Below are 17,747 nucleotides of genomic sequence, written 5' to 3'. Positions count from 1 at the left end.
GGCTGGTGGAGATTCCAGCAACGGTGCAAGGCTGCCTGGCAGCAAGATACTAAGGGGTTCACATATGGCTCGGATTGGCGAGAGCACGGATCTGCTGAAGTGCTCTTTCTGCGGAAAGAGCCAGAAGCAGGTGCGCAAGCTCATTGCCGGGCCCGGTGTCTACATCTGCGATGAATGCATTGAGCTTTGCAACGAGATCATCGAAGAGGAACTGGCGGAAGTTGCTGACCTGGGGAGCTTTGAACTCCCCAAGCCCCGCGAGATCTTCGATTTCCTGCAGGAATACGTCATCGGGCAGGAACCCGCGAAGCGTTCGCTCGCCGTCGCCGTCTACAACCACTACAAGCGCATCCAGGCCGGCCATGCACCCAAGTCCGGGAGCCTCGCTGACGGCGGGCACCATGACGACGTCGAAATCGCCAAGTCGAACATCCTCCTGATCGGGCCCACAGGATGCGGCAAGACGTACCTGGCCCAGACCCTGGCGCGCCGGCTGAACGTCCCGTTTGCCGTTGCCGATGCCACTGCACTGACTGAGGCCGGCTACGTGGGCGAGGATGTAGAGAACATCCTCCTCAAGCTCATCCAGGCCGCGGACTACGACGTCAAAAAAGCCGAGCAGGGCATCATCTACATCGATGAGATCGACAAGATTTCACGCAAGAGCGAAAACCCCTCCATCACCCGGGACGTCTCGGGCGAGGGCGTCCAGCAGGCGCTGCTGAAGATCCTGGAGGGAACCGTTGCCTCCGTTCCTCCCCAGGGCGGCAGGAAGCACCCGCACCAGGAATTCATCCAGATTGACACCACCAATGTGCTGTTCATCGTGGCCGGCGCCTTCGCGGGCCTTGAGGAAATCATCGGATCCAGGTCCGGACGGAAGGGCATCGGCTTTGGAGCCCCCCTCAACGAGGCCAGCAAAAAGGTGGACTCCTACGGAGAGGTGATGCCGGAGGACCTGCTGAAGTTCGGCCTCATTCCCGAATTCATTGGGCGGCTGCCGGTGATCACCACCGTATCCAACCTGGACCGCGATGCCCTGATCCAGATCCTTTCCACACCCAAGAACGCCCTGGTGAAGCAGTACCAGAAGATGTTCCAGATCGACGGCGTGGAACTGGTGTTTGACGACACCGCCCTTGACGCCATCGCCGAACAGGCCCTGGAGCGCGGAACGGGCGCCCGCGGGCTGCGAGCAATCATGGAGGAAGTCCTGCTGCCCGTGATGTTCGATCTTCCCAGCCGCGAGGACGTTGCCAGCGTGGTCATCACGGAGGACGTTGTCCTGAAGGGCGCCGAACCCACCATCGTTCCGCACGTCACCAAACGCCGTAAGTCTGCCTGATTCGTCCGCAGGGCGGCCCAGGCGCAGCTCATTGGCCTGGCACAGTCCCGCCCGTTATAGACCCGACCACACCGTGGCTATGCTGCGCCGCGGGAACCAGCGAAGGAATATCCCATGACTGAACCAGTAAAGAACAGGGCCGATTTTTGGTTCGATCCGCTGTGCCCCTTCGCCTGGATCACCTCCCGCTGGATCGGCGAAGTCGAAGGCGTCCGCGACATCGAAACGGTCTGGCACGTCATGAGCCTGGCTGTCCTCAACGAGGGCCGCGACCTTGAACCTGCCTACCGCGAATCCATGGACAACGCCTGGGGCATGGTCCGCGTGATCATTGCGGCCCAGCAACAGCATGGCGATGCAACAGTCAAGGCGCTCTACGACGCCATGGGCTCCCTGATTCACGAATCCGGCGAGCAGGACCGTGACCTGGTCATCACCAAAGCGCTTGCGGAGTGCGGGCTTCCCGCCACGCTTGCCGCGGCAGCCTCCTCGGACGCCTTCGATGACCAGCTCCGGGCAAGCCACCAGGAGGGTATCTCGCTGGTGGGCCAGGACGTCGGAACTCCCGTGGTGGCCTTCAACGGCACCGCCTTCTTTGGTCCCGTCCTCACCCGGATTCCCCGTGGCGAGGAGGCCGGCAAGCTGTGGGACGCCACTACCGCGATTGCTGCCTACCCGCACTTCTTCGAGCTGAAGCGCAGCCGGACAGAGCGGCCTGAATTCAGCTAGGCCCAACCCGCCCAGGACGAATCCGGCCAGCCGCACTGTACGGCTCCAGGAGCCCCGGCAGAACTACCCTCTTGTAGTTCTTCCGGGGCTCTTGCGCATGCCGGCGGGCAGGACAACAATGGTTCTTACCCACTTCGAAAGAAGCGGGACGCAGGAACCAAAGATTCAGTGATATGTCATCCGACGCAGCCATCGGCAAAGTCAGATGCAAGCTACCAGTGACGTGGTAGGAAGACCTGAAGATCAGCGGATCCTGCCAGACCATCAAGACGTCACCGGATGGCCGAAAAGTCGAAGCCCCACCAACGGCAAAACGCTGATGGGGCTTCCCCTTTGCCCTGAAACCGGGGCGCCCCGAAACGAGGCCCGAGGTGTGGCTACGCCTTCGCGGGCTCTTCCGTCGCAGCAAGTGCCACGTCGCTGACGCTCAGCTCGCCCTCACCGACCATAAGGATGATCTCGCGGGCGTTGGAGGCTGCCTTCAGGTCGGCCAGGCCGGCCTGCAGCTGCGCGGTCAAAGCTTCCGGCGCCGTGATGGTCGCGGTCAGGACCTCGGTGCGCTGCTTGACCTTCGCTTCGGACTTTGCTTTCCGGACACCGCTGAGGGCCACCCCGACCGTTGCGAGCATGGCGGTGTCGCCGCCCGGGACCTCCAGCGGCGCGGGCCACTGGGCACGGTGGACGGAGCCCTTGCGCCACCAGCTCCACACTTCTTCGGTGGCGAAGGGCAGGAAGGGCGCAAAGAGCCGCAGCAGGGTGTCCAGGGTGGTGGCCAGGGCTGCCAGTACGGAAGCCTGTTCGGCCTCACCGGCGGCACCGTACGCCCGGTCCTTGATCAGCTCCACGTAGTCGTCGGTGAACTGCCAGAAGAAGCTTTCCGTGATCTGCAGCGCCCGTGCGTAGTCGTAGTTCTCGAAGGCCTTGGTGGACTGGGCCACCACCTCCGAAAGCTGCGCCAGGACAGCCCGGTCCAACGGGTTGGCCAGGACGGAAAGGTCGGTGGACAGCACGGAGTCTTCCGTGGCGCCCAGGTTCAGGACGAACTTGGACGCATTCAGGAGCTTGATGGCCAGGCGCCGGCCGATCTTCATCTGCGCAATCTCATAGGCCGTATCGGCCCCGAGCTTTGCGGAAGCTGCCCAGTAGCGCACAGCATCGGAGCCGTACTCTTCCAGGACGTCGGTGGGTACCACCACGTTGCCCTTGGACTTTGACATCTTCTTGCGGTCGGGGTCCAGGATCCAGCCGGAGATGGCCGCGTGCTTCCACGGTGCGCTGTTCTCCAGGGCGTCCGCGCGTACCACGGAGGAGAAGAGCCAGGTCCGGATGATGTCGTGCCCCTGGGGCCGGACATCAAAGGGGAACACCTTGGCAAAGAGGTCCTCGTCGCGCTTCCAGCCGCCCACGATCTTGGGCGTCAGGGAGGACGTTGCCCACGTGTCCAGGATGTCGGCGTCGCCCGTGAAGCCTCCGGGAACGTCGCGCTGGGATTCGTCGAAGCCGGGAGCGGCGTCGGCGGCCGGGTCCACGGGGAGCTGCGCGTCGGACGGGACGATGGGGGAGTCATAGTCCGGGTTGCCGTCGGCATCCAGCGGGTACCAGACCGGGATGGGCACGCCGAAGAAGCGCTGGCGGGACACCAGCCAGTCGCCGTTCAGGCCGGCAATCCAGTTCTCGTAGCGTGAGCGCATGAAGGCCGGGTGGAAGTCGATCTCATGCCCGCGTGCGATCAGGCGTTCGCGGCGGTCCTCGTCCCTGCCGCCGTTGCGGATGTACCACTGGCGGGAGGTGACTACTTCAAGGGGCTTGTCACCCTTTTCGTAGAAGTTCACGGGGTGCATGATCTTCTTGGGCTCGCCGTCGAGCAGTTCCGCGGCGGTGAGGAGCTTCACCACCTCTTCCTTGGCGCTGAAGACTGTCTTGCCGGCAATGGCGGCGAAGGCTTCGCGGCCGATGTCGGTGGTGATCCATTCGGGAGCCTCGCTGACAATGCGTCCGTCGCGGCCCACGATGGCCCGGGTGGGCAGCTGCAGTTCGCGCCACCAGGTGACGTCGGTCAGGTCACCGAACGTGCACACCATGGCGATGCCGGAGCCCTTGTCCGCCTTGGCGAGAGGATGCGCCTTGACTTCAACTTCGACGCCGAACAAGGGGGACGTGACCTTCTTGCCGAACAGCGGCTGGTACCGTTCGTCGTCGGGATTCGCCACCAGGGCGGCGCAGGCCGCCAGCAGTTCCGGGCGGGTGGTCTCGATGTAGATCTTCTCCCCGTCCTCGGTGAAGAACGGGTAGCGGTAGTAGGCGCCGGGCATCTCGCGGTCCTCGAGTTCCGCCTGCGCCACGGCCGTCCGGAACGTGACGTCCCATAGGGTAGGAGCCTCTGCCATGTATGCGTCGCCTGCGGCCAGGTTTGCCAGGAAGGCGCGCTGCGAGACCGCCCGCGAGTTGTCGTCGATGGTGCGGTAGGTGAGTTCCCAGTCCACCGACAGGCCAAGCGTCTGGAAAAGGTTTTCGAAGACCTTCTCGTCCTCTACCGCGAGCTCTTCGCACAGCTCGATGAAGTTCCGGCGGGAGACGACGTCGAAGTCCCGCTGGTTCTTCGCGGGCTGCGCCGGCGGCTGGTAGTCAGGGTTGTACGGGATGGAGGGGTCGCAGCGGACGCCGTAGAAGTTCTGTACCCGGCGTTCGGTGGGCAGGCCGTTGTCGTCCCAGCCCATGGGATAGAAGACGTTCTTGCCGGTCATCCGCTGGTAGCGTGCCAGCACGTCGGTCTGCGTGTAGGAGAACATGTGCCCCACGTGGAGCGACCCGGACGCGGTGGGAGGGGGAGTGTCGATTGAGTAGACCCGGTCCCGGGTGGTCTCGCGATCGAACTTGTAGGTTCCCTCGGCCAGCCACCGCTGCGTGAGCGCAGCTTCGAGGCCTTCGAGGGCCGGCTTGTCCGGAACGTTGATAGGGGCGGTGGTGGGCGTGTCTGTACCCTGCGTGTCTTCAGCCATCTGCCAATTGTTTCATGTCCGGGCATGTCCGCCTGCCGCACGTGGCCCCGGCCGGACCGATCCTGAGGGCGGCCCGGGCAGGGGCACCCAGGCGGCCGGTCCCGCTATGGTGGTGCCATGAGTGACGTTTCGCAGAAAAAGGCAGCTTTGGTGACGGGCGCGAGCAGCGGGATCGGGGAGGCCACAGTGCGTGCCCTGGCGGCGGAAGGCTGGAAGGTCTTTGCCGTGGCGCGCCGCGCGGACCGCCTGGCCGAACTGGAAAAGGAAACCGGCGCCGTCGCGCTCCCCGCCGACATTTCGGAGGACGACGACGTGTCCCGGCTGGTCTCGCAGGTGAAGGAGGCGGGGGGAATCGACACGCTGGTCAACATTGCCGGCGGGGCCAGGGGCGCGGACACCATCAGCTCTGCCAGCACCGGGGACTGGGAATGGATGTACCGGGTGAACGTGCTGGGCACCATGAAACTCATAAAAGCCTTCCTGCCGATGCTGCGGGCCAACGGCGAGGGGACGGTCCTGAACCTGACCTCCACCGCGGGGCTGGCGTCGTACGAGGGCGGTGGCGGCTACAACGCGGCAAAGTTCGCCCAGCGGGCCCTGACGGAGGCACTGCGGCTGGAGGAAGCCGAGCATAACGTCCGCGTGATCGAGGTGGCGCCCGGCCTGGTCCAGACCGAAGAGTTCGCCCTGAACCGGCTCGGTGACCGGCAGGCAGCGGACAAGGTCTACCAGGGGGTGGAGAAGCCGCTCACGGCCGGTGATGTGGCGGATGTCGTCCGCTACGCCGTCACCGCTCCGCACCATGTAAACCTGGACCAGATCGTCATCCGGCCGGTGGCGCAGGCCTCAAACTACAAGCTCATCCGCAAGGGCTAGCACCTACGGCAGCACCAGGCGCGCTGCCACCGCGGCGTGGTCTGTACCCGGGAGCGTCACCACGTCGAAGTCCAGCACCTCAATCCCCGGGCTTACCAGGACATGGTCGATGGCCACGAAAGCCGGCGCCGGTGAATTGACCGGCCAGGTGGGGGCCAGGCCCTTCCCGGTCGCCTCCGCGGCGTCGGAAAGCCCCGTAGCCAGCAGGTCCCGGAACTCACCATGGTCCGCGCTCGCGTTGAAATCGCCGAGCAGGATGGAATGCCGGCTGTCCGGCAGTGCCTGCCACAGTTCGCCGAGCTGCCGCAGCTCGGCCCGCCACGACGCTATGTGGCCCCGGCGCGGGGAGTCGACGTGGACGGCGGTCAGGTGCACTGGCCCGGCGGTGGTGGGAAGGCTGGCCACGGCGCGGCTCTGGTGGAACGCCGAACCGGGCACACGCTCCACCTGCTGGAGGGGGAACCGCGAGAAAAGGGCGCTTCCAATCTTGTCCCAGTCCACATCCGTGGCCCGGTACGGCAGCAGGGCTGCCAGCCCTGCCCTGTCGAGCGCCTTCAGGCTGGCCGGTGCAAGCTCCGGCAGGGCCAAAACGTCCACGTTTCGGCTCCTGATCTCCGCCAGCAGGGCCCCGGGGTCCACTCCGGTGTACCCCACGTTCAGCGCCATGACCGTCACCACCGGCTCCCGGGCCGGGTCCCCGGACGGGGCAGGGGACTGGACGGTTGCCGGCTGTATGTTTCCGGAGGCCACCGGACCCGAGGTGCCGGGAGGCAGGACACGGTCCAGTACCCAAGCAAGTTGGATGACAAGCAGCATGGCTACGAGGGCAGCAGACACAGCCCTGCGGGGTTCGGCACGGAGGCAAAAGGCGACGACGGCGGCAGCGAGTGCCGCCGCCGTTGTTGACAGCCCTGCTGGAAACAGGGCCAAAATCTGGATCCATGGGGTGCCGACATCCCAGGGAACCAGGCGCAGGAACACCAGCGCAGCACCCGGCAGGGCCAGGACGGCGGCTGCAAGGGACCACCGGGACACATGCGGGCGTGGCCCACCGCCTCGACGCCCGTCCCCGTGCTCTTGCATAGGTTCAATTATTGGTGGCCCGGCCCCGGAAATAGTAGACTCAAAAAGGCTATGACCCGGCAATCACCGGTGAGCTTCCGGAAGAACACGCGAACCAGCAGGTGGGCACGCGCAAGTAGAACCGGACGGGTAAGCCCGTCACAGCAGTAATGAGTGGCCGTCGCGGCACATGTTCCCCCGGGGACGCGTGCAACGCCGGTAAGTGAGGTGGTACCGCGGTGAGCGTGGGGTCCGGACGGACACCCACACCGGCCGTCCTCGCATCCTGAACGGAACAGAAGGCGCAAGCCGGCAGTTCGCCAAGCTCAACCCAGGATGTCGACATGTCGTATTACCCCAAGGCCTCAGCCTCCGCCGAACCTTCCTCCAGCGGCGGCGCCACCGTTTCCGCCTCCGTGAAGTTTCCGGAGATCGAAGAACGCATCCTGAAGTACTGGGACCAGGACGGCACGTTCCAGGCCAGCATCGACCAGCGGAGCGCCGATGCGCCGGGCGGCGAGCCCGGCAGCAACGAGTTCGTGTTCTACGACGGCCCGCCCTTCGCCAACGGGCTGCCCCACTACGGGCACCTGCTGACCGGTTATGCCAAGGACCTGGTGGGCCGCTACCAGACCCAGCGCGGGAAGCGCGTGGAGCGCCGCTTCGGCTGGGACACCCATGGCCTGCCTGCCGAGCTGGAAGCCATGAAGCAGCTGGGGATGACGGACAAGACCCAGATCGAAGCCATGGGCATCGACAAGTTCAACGACGCCTGCCGGGCCTCGGTGATGAAGTACGCCGACGAGTGGCGGAACTACGTGACCCGCCAGGCACGGTGGGTGGACTTCGACAACGACTACAAAACGCTTAACGTCGAGTACATGGAGTCCGTCCTCTGGGCGTTCAAGCAACTGCACGAAAAAGGACTGACCTACAACGGCTACCGCGTCCTGCCGTACTGCTGGAAGGACGAGACGCCGCTGTCCAACCACGAGCTGCGCATGGACGACGACGTCTACAAGAACCGCCAGGACCAGACAGTCACGGTGACGTTCCCCATCACGGCAGGGGAGTCGGACCTGTCCAAGCAGCTCGACGGTGTCCAGGCCCTCGCCTGGACCACGACGCCCTGGACCCTGCCCACCAACGCCGCGCTCGCCGTCGGCCCTTCCATCACCTACGCCGTCCTGCCGGCAGGCCCCAACGGCATCAAGGCCGCCGCCGCGGACGCGCCCGTCACGGGCAGCTTCCTGCTGGCCGCGGACCTCGTGGGCAACTACGCCAAGGACCTGGGCTATGACGATTTCGAGGCCGCCCAGGCCGCTGTTGTATCCACCCACACCGGCGCCGAACTGGAAGGCCTGGCGTACCAGCCGCTGTGGAGCGATTTCGCGGACAACGAAAAGTACGGCATGGAGAACGCCTGGCGCTTCCTGGTCGCCGACTACGTCACCACCACCGACGGCACCGGCATTGTTCACCAGGCTCCGGCCTACGGTGAGGACGACCAGAAAGTCTGTGAGGAAGCTGGCATCCCGGTGGTCCTCTCCGTGGACGAAGGCGCCAAATTCCTCCCGCTCTTCAAGCACGGCGACCTTCACGACATCGTTGGCCTGCAGGTCTTCGAGGCCAACAAACCCATCACCCAGGTGCTGCGCGCCCAGGGCAGGCTGGTCAAGCAGGCCAGCTACGAGCACAGCTACCCGCACTGCTGGCGCTGCCGCAACCCGCTGATCTACCGCGCCGTCTCCTCCTGGTACGTGGAGGTCACCAAGTTCAAGGACCGGATGTCCGAACTGAACCAGGAGATCAACTGGATCCCCGGCAACGTCAAGGACGGCCAGTTCGGCAAGTGGCTGGAAAACGCCCGCGACTGGTCCATCAGCCGCAACCGCTACTGGGGCAGCCCCATTCCGGTGTGGCAGTCCAGCGACCCCGAGTACCCCCGCACCGACGTCTACGGCTCGCTCGCCGAGATCGAGGCGGACTTCGGCCGGCTGCCGCTGAACAAGGCCGGCCAGGTTGACCTGCACCGGCCGTTCATCGACGAGCTGACCCGGCCCAACCCGGACGATCCCCGCACGCCCGAAGAGGGCCAGTCCGTCATGCGCCGCGTGGAGGACGTCCTGGACGTCTGGTTCGACTCCGGCTCCATGCCGTACGGCCAGGTCCACTACCCGTTCCAGAACGAGGCCTGGTTCGACACCCACAACCCGGCAGACTTCATCGTGGAGTACATCGGCCAGACCCGCGGCTGGTTCTACATGCTGCACATCCTCTCCACGGCGCTGTTCGACCGGCCGGCCTTCCGCAACGTCATCAGCCACGGCATCGTGCTGGGCTCGGACGGGCAGAAGATGTCCAAGAGCCTGCGCAACTACCCGGACGTCTCCGAGGTGCTGGACCGCGACGGCTCGGATGCCATGCGCTGGTTCCTGATGTCCAGCCCCATCCTCCGCGGCGGCAACCTGGTGGTTACCGAGCAGGGAATCCGCGACGGCGTCCGCCAGGTCATCCTGCCGCTGTGGAACGTGTACAGCTTCTTCACGCTTTACACCAACGCCGCCGCCGGCGGCAACGGGTATGACGCGAAGCTCCGCTACGACGGCTACGCCGACACGCTGGACCAGTACCTGCTGGCCAACACCGGCGAACTGGTCGGCACCATGACCGAACGGCTCGACGAATACGACATCTCAGGTGCCTGCGATGCCCTGCGCAGCTACCTGGACATGCTCACCAACTGGTACGTCCGCAGGAGCCGCCAGCGCTTCTTTGATGAGGACCAGGACGCCTTCGATGCGCTGTACACCGCGCTGGAGACTGTTTCCCGCGCAGCGGCGTCCCTGCTGCCCCTGGTCTCGGAGGAGATCTGGCGCGGGCTCACCGGCGGACGCTCCGTCCACCTGGCAGACTGGCCGGACGCTGCACTGTTCCCCGCCAACCCGGACCTGGTCCAGGCCATGGACAAGGTCCAGCAGATCTGCTCCACGGGCTCTTCGCTCCGCAAGGCCGCAAACCTCCGCGTCCGCCTGCCGCTGCAGGAACTCACGGTGGTGGCACCCGGTGCGGATGCGCTCGAAGGTTTCGCCGCCGTCGTCGCAGATGAGCTGAACCTCCGCTCCGTCCGGCTGCTCGATGCTGCCACGGCCTCGCCGGAAGAGTTCGGCATCCAGCAGAAGCTCGTGGTCAACGCCCGCGCTGCGGGCCCGCGCCTGGGCAAGAACGTGCAGCAGGCCATCAAGGGCTCCAAGTCCGGTGACTGGTCCGTTTCCGAGGCAGGCGTGGTCACCGCCGGCGGCCTGGAGCTGGAGCCGCAGGAGTACACGCTGGAAACCGTGGTGGCTGAGTCCGAGGGGGGTGCCGCGTCCGCCAAAGCTGTCGCCGTACTGCCCGGCGGCGGGTTCGTGGTCCTGAACACCGAGGTCACTCCTGAGCTCGAAGCGGAAGGCCTGGCCCGCGACATGGTCCGCGCCATCCAGCAGGCGCGCAAGGACGGCGGACTCAATGTCAGCGACCGGATCCGGACCACCGTCACCGCGCAGCAGAACGTCGTCGACGCCCTGCTGGCCAATGCCGCCCTGGTGAAGGGCGAGACCCTGTCCGTGGAACTCACGGCAGAACCCGGGGACGCCGCAGAGCCGGCCGTCGCCGTCGAAAAAGTAGGGGCCTGAGCCATGACAGACGAATTTTCCGTAGAGAGCGTCTACGCCGAGCTGCTGGGCCGGGCGCCGGAAAACAAGATGGAGCCGCGGCTGGCCCCGTTGTTCCGGGCGATGGACGTGCTGGGCGAGCCCAACAAGGCGTTCCCGATCATCCACGTCACCGGGACCAACGGCAAGACCTCCACCGCGCGCATGATCGAATCCGTCCTGCGGGCGCATGGACTCAGCACCGGCCGCTACACCAGCCCGCACCTGTCCAAGGTCACGGAACGGATCAGCATCGACGGCCACCCGGTTCCGGATGAGACCTTCGTCCGCATCTGGGACGAGATCCGCCCCTACCTGCAGATTGTCGACTCCGAACTGGAGGCTGCGGGCGAGCCCCGGCTCACGTATTTCGAATGCCTCACCATCCTGGGCTTCGCGATCTTCGCGGACCAGCCCGTGAACGTGGCCGTCATCGAGGTTGGCCTCGGCGGCATCACCGACGCCACCAACGTGGGCGACGGGCAGGTTTCCGTCATCACCCCCATCTCGCTGGACCACACGGACCTGCTCGGTGACACCACCGAGGACATCGCCTACGAGAAAGCCGGCATCATCAAGCCCGGCGGCTACCTCATCAGTGCCGCCCAGCCGCTGGACGCCGCCCAGGTCCTGCTGGACAAGGCCAAGGACGTGGGGGTGCCGTTCCGCTTCGAAGGCGTGGAATTCGGCGTCGAATCCCGCACCGTGGCCGTTGGTGGCCAAGTGGTGAGCATCCAGGGGATCGCTGGCCGCTACCCGGAACTGCTGGTTCCCCTGCACGGCGCCCACCAGGCGCAGAACGCCGCGGTGGCAGTGGCGGCCCTCGAAGCCTTCTTTGGGGGCGAAAAGGAACTCGATTTCGAGGTGCTCCAGGAAGGCTTCTCGAATGTCACCTCACCGGGCCGCCTTGAGGTGGTGCGGACAGCTCCCACCATCGTGGTGGACGCGGCCCACAACCCGGACGGCATCAAGGCCTCCGCAGCCGCACTGCAGGAAGCCTTCACCTTCACCAGGCTGGTCCCGGTGGTCGGAGTGCTCAAAGAGAAGGACGCCGAGGAGATCCTCCGCCAGCTCAAGGAGTCCCTCGGCGGGATGGCTGAGGAGTACTGCTTCACACAGTCCAACTCCCCGCGTGCCGTGCCTGCCGCGGAACTCGCCGAACTGGCTGTTGAGCTTGGTTTTGGCGAGGACAACGTGCACATCGCGGAGAAGCTCGACGACGCCCTGGAATGGGCTGTGGAACGCGCCGAAGCGAACGACGATCTGTCCGGCGGGGTCCTGGTGACCGGTTCCATCACCCTGGTGGCAGAGGCGCGGATCCTGCTCGGCAAGACGGAGGCCTGATTCCATGGCCAAGTTGACCAAAGCGCAGCGCGAATGGCGCCCCGGCATGCCCAAGAAGCGCCGTTCCACCAAGGTGATGTTCGCTTCCACGGTCCTGCTGCTGGAAGCCTTCGTGATGTTCTTCGCCACCCTTGCGGTGTTCGGCCTGCGGCGCGGGGAGTTCCCGCCGGCGGTCATCCTGGGGGTGGGGATTGCGCTGTGCGTGGTGATGATCGTCGCGTGCGCCTTCCTTATCAGGCCCTGGGGCATCGGGCTGGGATGGATCCTGCAGCTTGTCCTGATCCTCAGCGGCATCTTCGAGCCGGCCATGTTCCTGGTGGGCGCCCTGTTCGCAGCGGCGTGGTGGTACGGGATCCGCACGGGAATCCGGCTGGACCGGGAAGCAGGGGAACGGGCCCGCGAGCAGGCCGCCTGGGAAGCAGCCCACCCGGATGGGTCCGGACCCGGCCAGCAGCCGCAGGCCCCGTAGACTTGACCCGAAACCCCTTACCAACGCATTGGAGCAGTTGTGACCACTGAGCGCACCCTCGTCCTGATCAAGCCCGACGGCGTCGCCCGCAACCTTACCGGCGCCATCCTGGCCCGGATCGAAGCCAAGGGCTACACCCTGGCTGAGCTGAAGAAGGTTGACGCCTCCCGCGAACTCCTGGAGCAGCACTACGAGGAGCACGCAGGCAAGCCCTTCTACGAGCCCCTGGTCGAGTTCATGCTCTCCGGACCTGTGGTCGCGGCCATCTTCGAGGGCCACCGCGTGATCGAGGGCTTCCGTTCGCTGGCCGGAACCACCGACCCCACCACGGCAGCCCCCGGCACCATCCGCGGCGACTTTGGCCGCGACTGGGGCCTGAAGGTCCAGCAGAACCTGGTCCACGGTTCCGATTCCACCGAATCCGCCGAGCGCGAGATCAAGATCTGGTTCCAGGGCTAACAGCCCAAGGACAGCAAAAAGCCCCTGGTTCTTCGGAACCAGGGGCTTTTTGCTGCTAGCCGGCCTAGAAGCCTGAGGTTCCGGCGAACACCTGGATAAAGGCGAAAAAGATGGTGGCGATGACGGCCACATACAGCAGGGCGGTTATGATCCAGCCCGAGTCGCCCAGGATGCGGGCCGCATTGGGGGGAACGGGGATGACCCCGGCACTGATGTTCCGGATGGTCACCCAGACAAAGAGCGGGATCATGGCCGCCCAGACAACCATGCAGAACGGGCACAGGATGTGGATGACGTAGAGGGCCTGGGACCACAGCCACACCACGAACGCGAAGCCGAGCGTAACGCCGGCCTGCAGGCCCAGCCAGTACCACCGGGCAAAATTGGCGCCGGCCAGCAGCGACATGCCCACGGTGATGGTGATGGCGAATGCCACGATTCCGATGAACATATTCGGGAAGCCAAACAGGGAGCTTTGCCAGGTCTGCATTACCTGGCCGCAGGAGATCCACGGGTTCACGTCGCACACGGTGGTGTGGTTGGGGTCCTTGAGGACCTCCAGTTTCTCCAGGACCAGCGTTCCGGAGGCGAACCAGCCGATGATCCCGGTAATGACCATCAACCAGCCGAGCGGCCGGTTGCGGGTCATCGGCGGACGGGCTCCGGCTGCACTGCTGTCCGGATCCTCGGTCCGTTCGGGCGCGTGGGTGCCCCTCAAGGGGGAGATGCTGGGCATTGGCAAGGCGTCCTTTTCGTCGGGTGGTCCTTGCCCGATTGTAACGCCGGACGCTGGGAAGACCTTCCAAGGAACGGAACAAGTGCTGCTGCTTCCGCCGTGGAATAGCCGGGGTATGAGAGAATGAACGTGGCTGGAACCCGATCCACATTCGGACTCCGGTCCGGCAGCTTGTTCGCAAGACCGCCAGTGATGAGCAGCGCAGGCTTTGGATTTTCGATCCGGACTCCCGCAACTCCATTGGGCGGCACCTGGTTGTGGCATGTGGAACAACGGGTTCTTGAACATCCTGCCGGCCCCCACGGGCTGCCGCACCCCACTGCCGGTGCGAACCTGGGGGTATCCACTTGACTTCTGTCAACGCCTGCGGGTTTTGACAATATGTGCCCCAATGGGTGCCGGATGTGGCGGTACGTCAGGGGCAGGAGTGTTGCCACATATGGATAATGAACAAGTTTTAGCCGTTAACGATGAAGCAGCGGATGCCAACTCGGCGCCGAAGAAGGCCACGAGGACGCGGCGTAAGGCCGGTCCGAAAACCGGCGAGGCGGTAGCCGCCGAAGCCGCCCCTGCTGCGGTAACTGCAGAAGCCGCCGTGGACGCACCAGGCGCAGAGGCTGAGGCAGCCGAGGCAAAGGCGCCCGCCCGCCGGAGCAGGTCGCGGAAAAAGGTGGAGACCGCCGAACCGCTTCCTGTCTTTGCCGCGGAGGCCGGCGCAACGCCGGCAACCACCAACACCACCGACGACGGCGCTCAGCAGGCGCCTGCCGAGGCCGCCACGGAGGAATCGAAGCCTGTCCGGCGCCGCCGGGTGGCCACGCGCAAGACCTCGGCCCCCGCCGTCGTCCAAGCAGCGGAACCGCAGGCAGCGACGGCTGCGCCTGGCGAGACCGTTTCAGCTGAGGCCGCCCCCGCCGAGACCGCACCCGCTGCGCCGGCCAGCACGGCCCCCGCCGAAGCGCCCGCCGGCACTGAACCCACAGCGGAGGTTGCCGCCCAGGCGCCCGCAACCCAGCAGCCCGCAACCCAGGCGCCCGCAGCCGGCACAGCCGCTGGCGTTTCCGCGCAGGCACCCACCGCCGTCGAGCCTTCCACCGAAGCCGACGCTGAGCCCACCACGGCTTCGGCCACGAACAGCCCGTTTGGGTCGCTGTTCATGGAACCAGGGTCCGCCACGTCGGTACTCTTCCAGGCTCCGGACCTGAGTACCGTAGTCCGGCCCGCACCGGCAGCAGCCGAAGAAGCTGAAGCTGACGACGCCGAGGATGATTCAGACGACGCCGGCAGCCGCCGGAGGCGCCGTGGGCGCGGCCGCCGCGGCCGCAGCAGGACTGGCGAGCGTGACGGTGAAGATGCCGACGGCGCCGCAGACGGCGACGAGGCCGACGACGCTGATGAGGAGACCGCCGGGCCGGCCGATGAAGGCGTGACCTCCCGCCGTCGCCGCCGCCGCCGCCGTGGCGACCAGGACCTTGAACTGACGGGCGGGGGAGACGACGACCCGCCCAACACGGTCACCCGGGTCCGCGCCCCGCGCGCCGTGAGCGAACCCGCAGTGAACAACCGCGTCACGTCCGTCAAGGGTTCCACCCGCCTGGAAGCCAAGAAGCAGCGCCGCCGCGAATCACGCGATACCGGCCGCCGCCGTACCGTCATCACCGAAGCCGAGTTCCTGGCGCGCCGGGAATCGGTGGACCGGCAGATGATCGTCCGCCAGCGCGACGACAGAATCCAGATCGCCGTCCTCGAAGACGGCGTCCTGGCTGAGCACTTCGTGTCCAAGACCCAGCAGGACTCCCTGATCGGCAACGTGTACCTGGGCAAGGTCCAGAACGTCCTGCCGTCCATGGAAGCTGCGTTTGTGGACATCGGCCGCGGCCGCAACGCCGTCCTGTACGCCGGCGAGGTGAACTGGGAAGCCGTCAACCTTGAGGGCAAGCAACGCCGCATCGAGAACGCACTGAAGTCCGGCGACACCGTACTGGTCCAGGTGACCAAGGACCCGGTGGGCCACAAGGGCGCACGCCTGACCAGCCAGATCTCCCTGCCCGGCCGCTACCTCGTCTACGTGCCCGGCGGCTCCATGACCGGCATCTCCCGGAAGCTGCCCGACGTCGAACGCAACCGCCTGAAGCGGATCCTCAAGGACCGCCTCCCGGAGCACGCCGGCGTGATTGTGCGGACAGCCGCGGAGGGTGCGTCCGAGGAAGAGCTGACGCACGACATCAACAGGCTCCGTGCCCAGTGGGAGGGCATCGAAAGCCAGTCGAAGTCCACCAAGATCCTCGCCCCGGAGCTGCTCTACGGCGAACCGGACCTCACCATCAAGGTGGTCCGCGACGTCTTCAACGAGGACTTCTCCAAGCTGATCGTCTCCGGCGAGGAAGCCTGGGACACCATCGAGGCGTACGTCACCTACGTCGCCCCGGATCTCGTGGGCCGGCTCGAGAAGTGGACCAAGGACCAGGACATCTTCAGTGCCTGGCGGATCGATGAGCAGATCCACAAGGCCCTGGAGCGGAAGGTCTTCCTGCCCTCCGGCGGCTCGCTGGTGATTGACCGGACCGAAGCCATGACCGTGGTGGACGTCAACACCGGCAAGTTCACCGGCAGCGGCGGCAACCTGGAAGAGACAGTCACCAAGAACAACCTGGAAGCCGCAGAGGAAGTTGTACGCCAGCTCCGCCTCCGCGACATCGGAGGCATCATCGTCATCGACTTCATCGACATGGTCCTCGAGTCCAACCGGGATCTTGTCCTGCGGCGGATGGTGGAGTGCCTGGGCCGTGACCGCACCAAGCACCAGGTTGCTGAGGTCACCTCACTGGGCCTGGTGCAGATGACCCGCAAGCGCATGGGCACGGGGCTCCTTGAGGTCTTTGGCGAGCAGTGCGAGGCCTGCGCCGGCCGTGGCGTGGTCACCCACGACGACCCCGTGGAGCACCGCCGCGCCAACATCGTGGCCGCTGAGCACCACGTGCAGCGTTCCGAGCACCGGCCGGAGGCACGCGCCGAGGGCAACCGCCCCGAGGTCCAGCGCACGGACAGCAGCCAGCCCGGTGTCCGCCCTGACCGGAAGCGCCGCCGCGGCCGTGGCGGCCAGCAGCCGGAGGCCGCTCCGGCCGCCGCCGTCCACGTCCACACGGTCCACCCCGATCCGACGGACGCCGAGCGGCACGCGAAAGCGGAGGCCACCAGGCTGGCCCTTGCCAACATCGCGGCAGCTGCGCACGCTGCCCACCTGCATGACGATGAGTTGGCTGCCGCCAGGCAGGCAACGCAGGCCCAGCCTCCAGCGCCTGCAGAAACGGAGAAGCACGACGGCGACGCGTCCAGGCCCGCTGCCGTCCTGACCTTTGGCGGGGAGAAGGTAGTCCTGCCGTTCGTGGAGCACGCAGAGGAGCAGCAGGCGAAGCCTGCCCTTACCCTGGACCGCCTTGCCGCGGCCTTCGCCCACCTGGGCGAGCCCGCTCCAGCGGCTGAAACGCCGGCCGAAACGGCAGTGGAAACGCCGGCGGAAATGCCGGCAGGGCAGCCGGCCCGGCGTGAGGCGGAAGAGGCTCCGCGCCAGGCCTCCCAGCCCGAACGGGACAGGGAACGGCGGGAAGCTGAAACTGGCCGGCAGCAGCGGCCGGTGCCTGCCGCAGCGGAAAAGGACTACTCCGACCACACCCTGGAGCAGTCGCGCCCGCGCAGGGCACGCCGCAACCGCAGTGCCAGCCGCGCGCAGGGAGCCGCCAATGAGACCTCGGTCCAGCAGCATGAAAATGTTCCTGCCGCCGCGGCCGGGCATTCCCATGCAGCCAAGGCGCCGGCAACAGACCAGGCGGGTGCTTCCAGGCCGGCCGGCGACAAGCCGCAGGACGCACCGATTATCCTCGGCGTCGGGGTTCCCGCCTCAGAGCTCTAGAAGCTGGAGATCCAGGAACCGGATATCCAGCAGCGGGAGTAGTCAGTGACCGGATGCCCGGCCAGCCACAGGAAGTGGCTGGCCGGGCATCCGTTGCTTAAGGGCGCGCGTTCAACCCGCCGTTCA

11 protein-coding genes are annotated in these 17,747 nt (G+C 66.0%); 8 read left to right on the top strand and 3 right to left on the bottom strand.

All coding sequences use genetic code 11. The features are described 5' to 3' along the window. Positions 1-64: 64 nt before the first annotated feature. Positions 65-1,345, top strand: coding sequence for an ATP-dependent Clp protease ATP-binding subunit ClpX (gene clpX / locus ABRP28_RS06545; RefSeq protein WP_188729320.1), 1,281 nt, complete (start codon positions 65-67; stop codon positions 1,343-1,345). A gap of 114 nt (positions 1,346-1,459) precedes the next feature. After that, positions 1,460-2,074, top strand: coding sequence for a DsbA family protein (locus ABRP28_RS06540; protein ID WP_350002506.1), 615 nt, complete (start codon positions 1,460-1,462; stop codon positions 2,072-2,074). Positions 2,075-2,451: 377 nt separating this feature from the next. On the opposite strand, the gene valS is transcribed toward ABRP28_RS06540, so the two are convergent. Continuing rightward, the gene (gene valS, locus ABRP28_RS06535) at positions 2,452-5,073 is read right to left on the bottom strand and encodes a valine--tRNA ligase (RefSeq protein ID WP_350002505.1); all 2,622 of its coding nucleotides are present in this window, start codon (positions 5,071-5,073) and stop codon (positions 2,452-2,454) included. A 117-nt stretch (positions 5,074-5,190) separates the two neighbouring features. On the opposite strand from valS, the gene ABRP28_RS06530 reads away from it, so the two are divergent. Continuing rightward, a complete protein-coding gene (locus tag ABRP28_RS06530; protein WP_350002504.1) occupies positions 5,191-5,949 on the top strand; it encodes an SDR family oxidoreductase in 759 nt (252 codons plus the stop codon). A 3-nt stretch (positions 5,950-5,952) separates the two neighbouring features. Here the strand turns inward: ABRP28_RS06530 and ABRP28_RS06525 are convergent, their stop codons facing one another. Beyond that, positions 5,953-7,032 (bottom strand): endonuclease/exonuclease/phosphatase family protein, encoded by a 1,080-nt coding sequence (locus tag ABRP28_RS06525; protein WP_350002503.1) that lies wholly within the window; start codon positions 7,030-7,032, stop codon positions 5,953-5,955. Positions 7,033-7,355: 323 nt separating this feature from the next. On the opposite strand from ABRP28_RS06525, the gene ileS reads away from it, so the two are divergent. Genes ileS through ndk form a run of 4 tightly spaced genes read left to right on the top strand, consistent with a single transcriptional unit; the run spans position 7,356 to position 12,975 of the window. Beyond that, on the top strand, positions 7,356-10,685 hold the full coding sequence (gene ileS, locus ABRP28_RS06520; RefSeq protein ID WP_350002502.1) for an isoleucine--tRNA ligase: 3,330 nt from the start codon (positions 7,356-7,358) through the stop codon (positions 10,683-10,685). A 3-nt stretch (positions 10,686-10,688) separates the two neighbouring features. Beyond that, positions 10,689-12,047 carry a folylpolyglutamate synthase/dihydrofolate synthase family protein gene (locus tag ABRP28_RS06515; protein WP_350002501.1) on the top strand — a complete coding sequence of 453 codons (1,359 nt, stop codon included), beginning with the start codon at positions 10,689-10,691 and terminating at the stop codon, positions 12,045-12,047. 4 nt (positions 12,048-12,051) lie between these two features. Then, on the top strand, positions 12,052-12,516 hold the full coding sequence (locus tag ABRP28_RS06510; protein ID WP_350002500.1) for a DUF4233 domain-containing protein: 465 nt from the start codon (positions 12,052-12,054) through the stop codon (positions 12,514-12,516). 39 nt (positions 12,517-12,555) lie between these two features. Further along, positions 12,556-12,975 carry a nucleoside-diphosphate kinase gene (ndk, locus tag ABRP28_RS06505; protein ID WP_350002499.1) on the top strand — a complete coding sequence of 140 codons (420 nt, stop codon included), beginning with the start codon at positions 12,556-12,558 and terminating at the stop codon, positions 12,973-12,975. A gap of 64 nt (positions 12,976-13,039) precedes the next feature. Here the strand turns inward: ndk and ABRP28_RS06500 are convergent, their stop codons facing one another. Then, entirely contained in the window at positions 13,040-13,711 is a 672-nt protein-coding gene (locus ABRP28_RS06500) for a vitamin K epoxide reductase family protein (protein WP_350002498.1), read from the bottom strand. A gap of 439 nt (positions 13,712-14,150) precedes the next feature. Here ABRP28_RS06500 and ABRP28_RS06495 point away from each other — a divergent pair, with 439 nt between their 5' ends. Further along, the gene (locus tag ABRP28_RS06495) at positions 14,151-17,621 is read left to right on the top strand and encodes an Rne/Rng family ribonuclease (protein ID WP_350002497.1); all 3,471 of its coding nucleotides are present in this window, start codon (positions 14,151-14,153) and stop codon (positions 17,619-17,621) included. Positions 17,622-17,747 lie beyond the last annotated feature (126 nt).

The sequence above is a fragment of the Pseudarthrobacter sp. WHRI 8279 genome, assembly GCF_040224115.2.
Taxonomy (GTDB): Bacteria; Actinomycetota; Actinomycetes; order Actinomycetales; family Micrococcaceae; genus Arthrobacter.
Note: the sequence above shows the minus strand (reverse complement) of the source record. Positions and strands in the feature narration are given on the sequence as shown.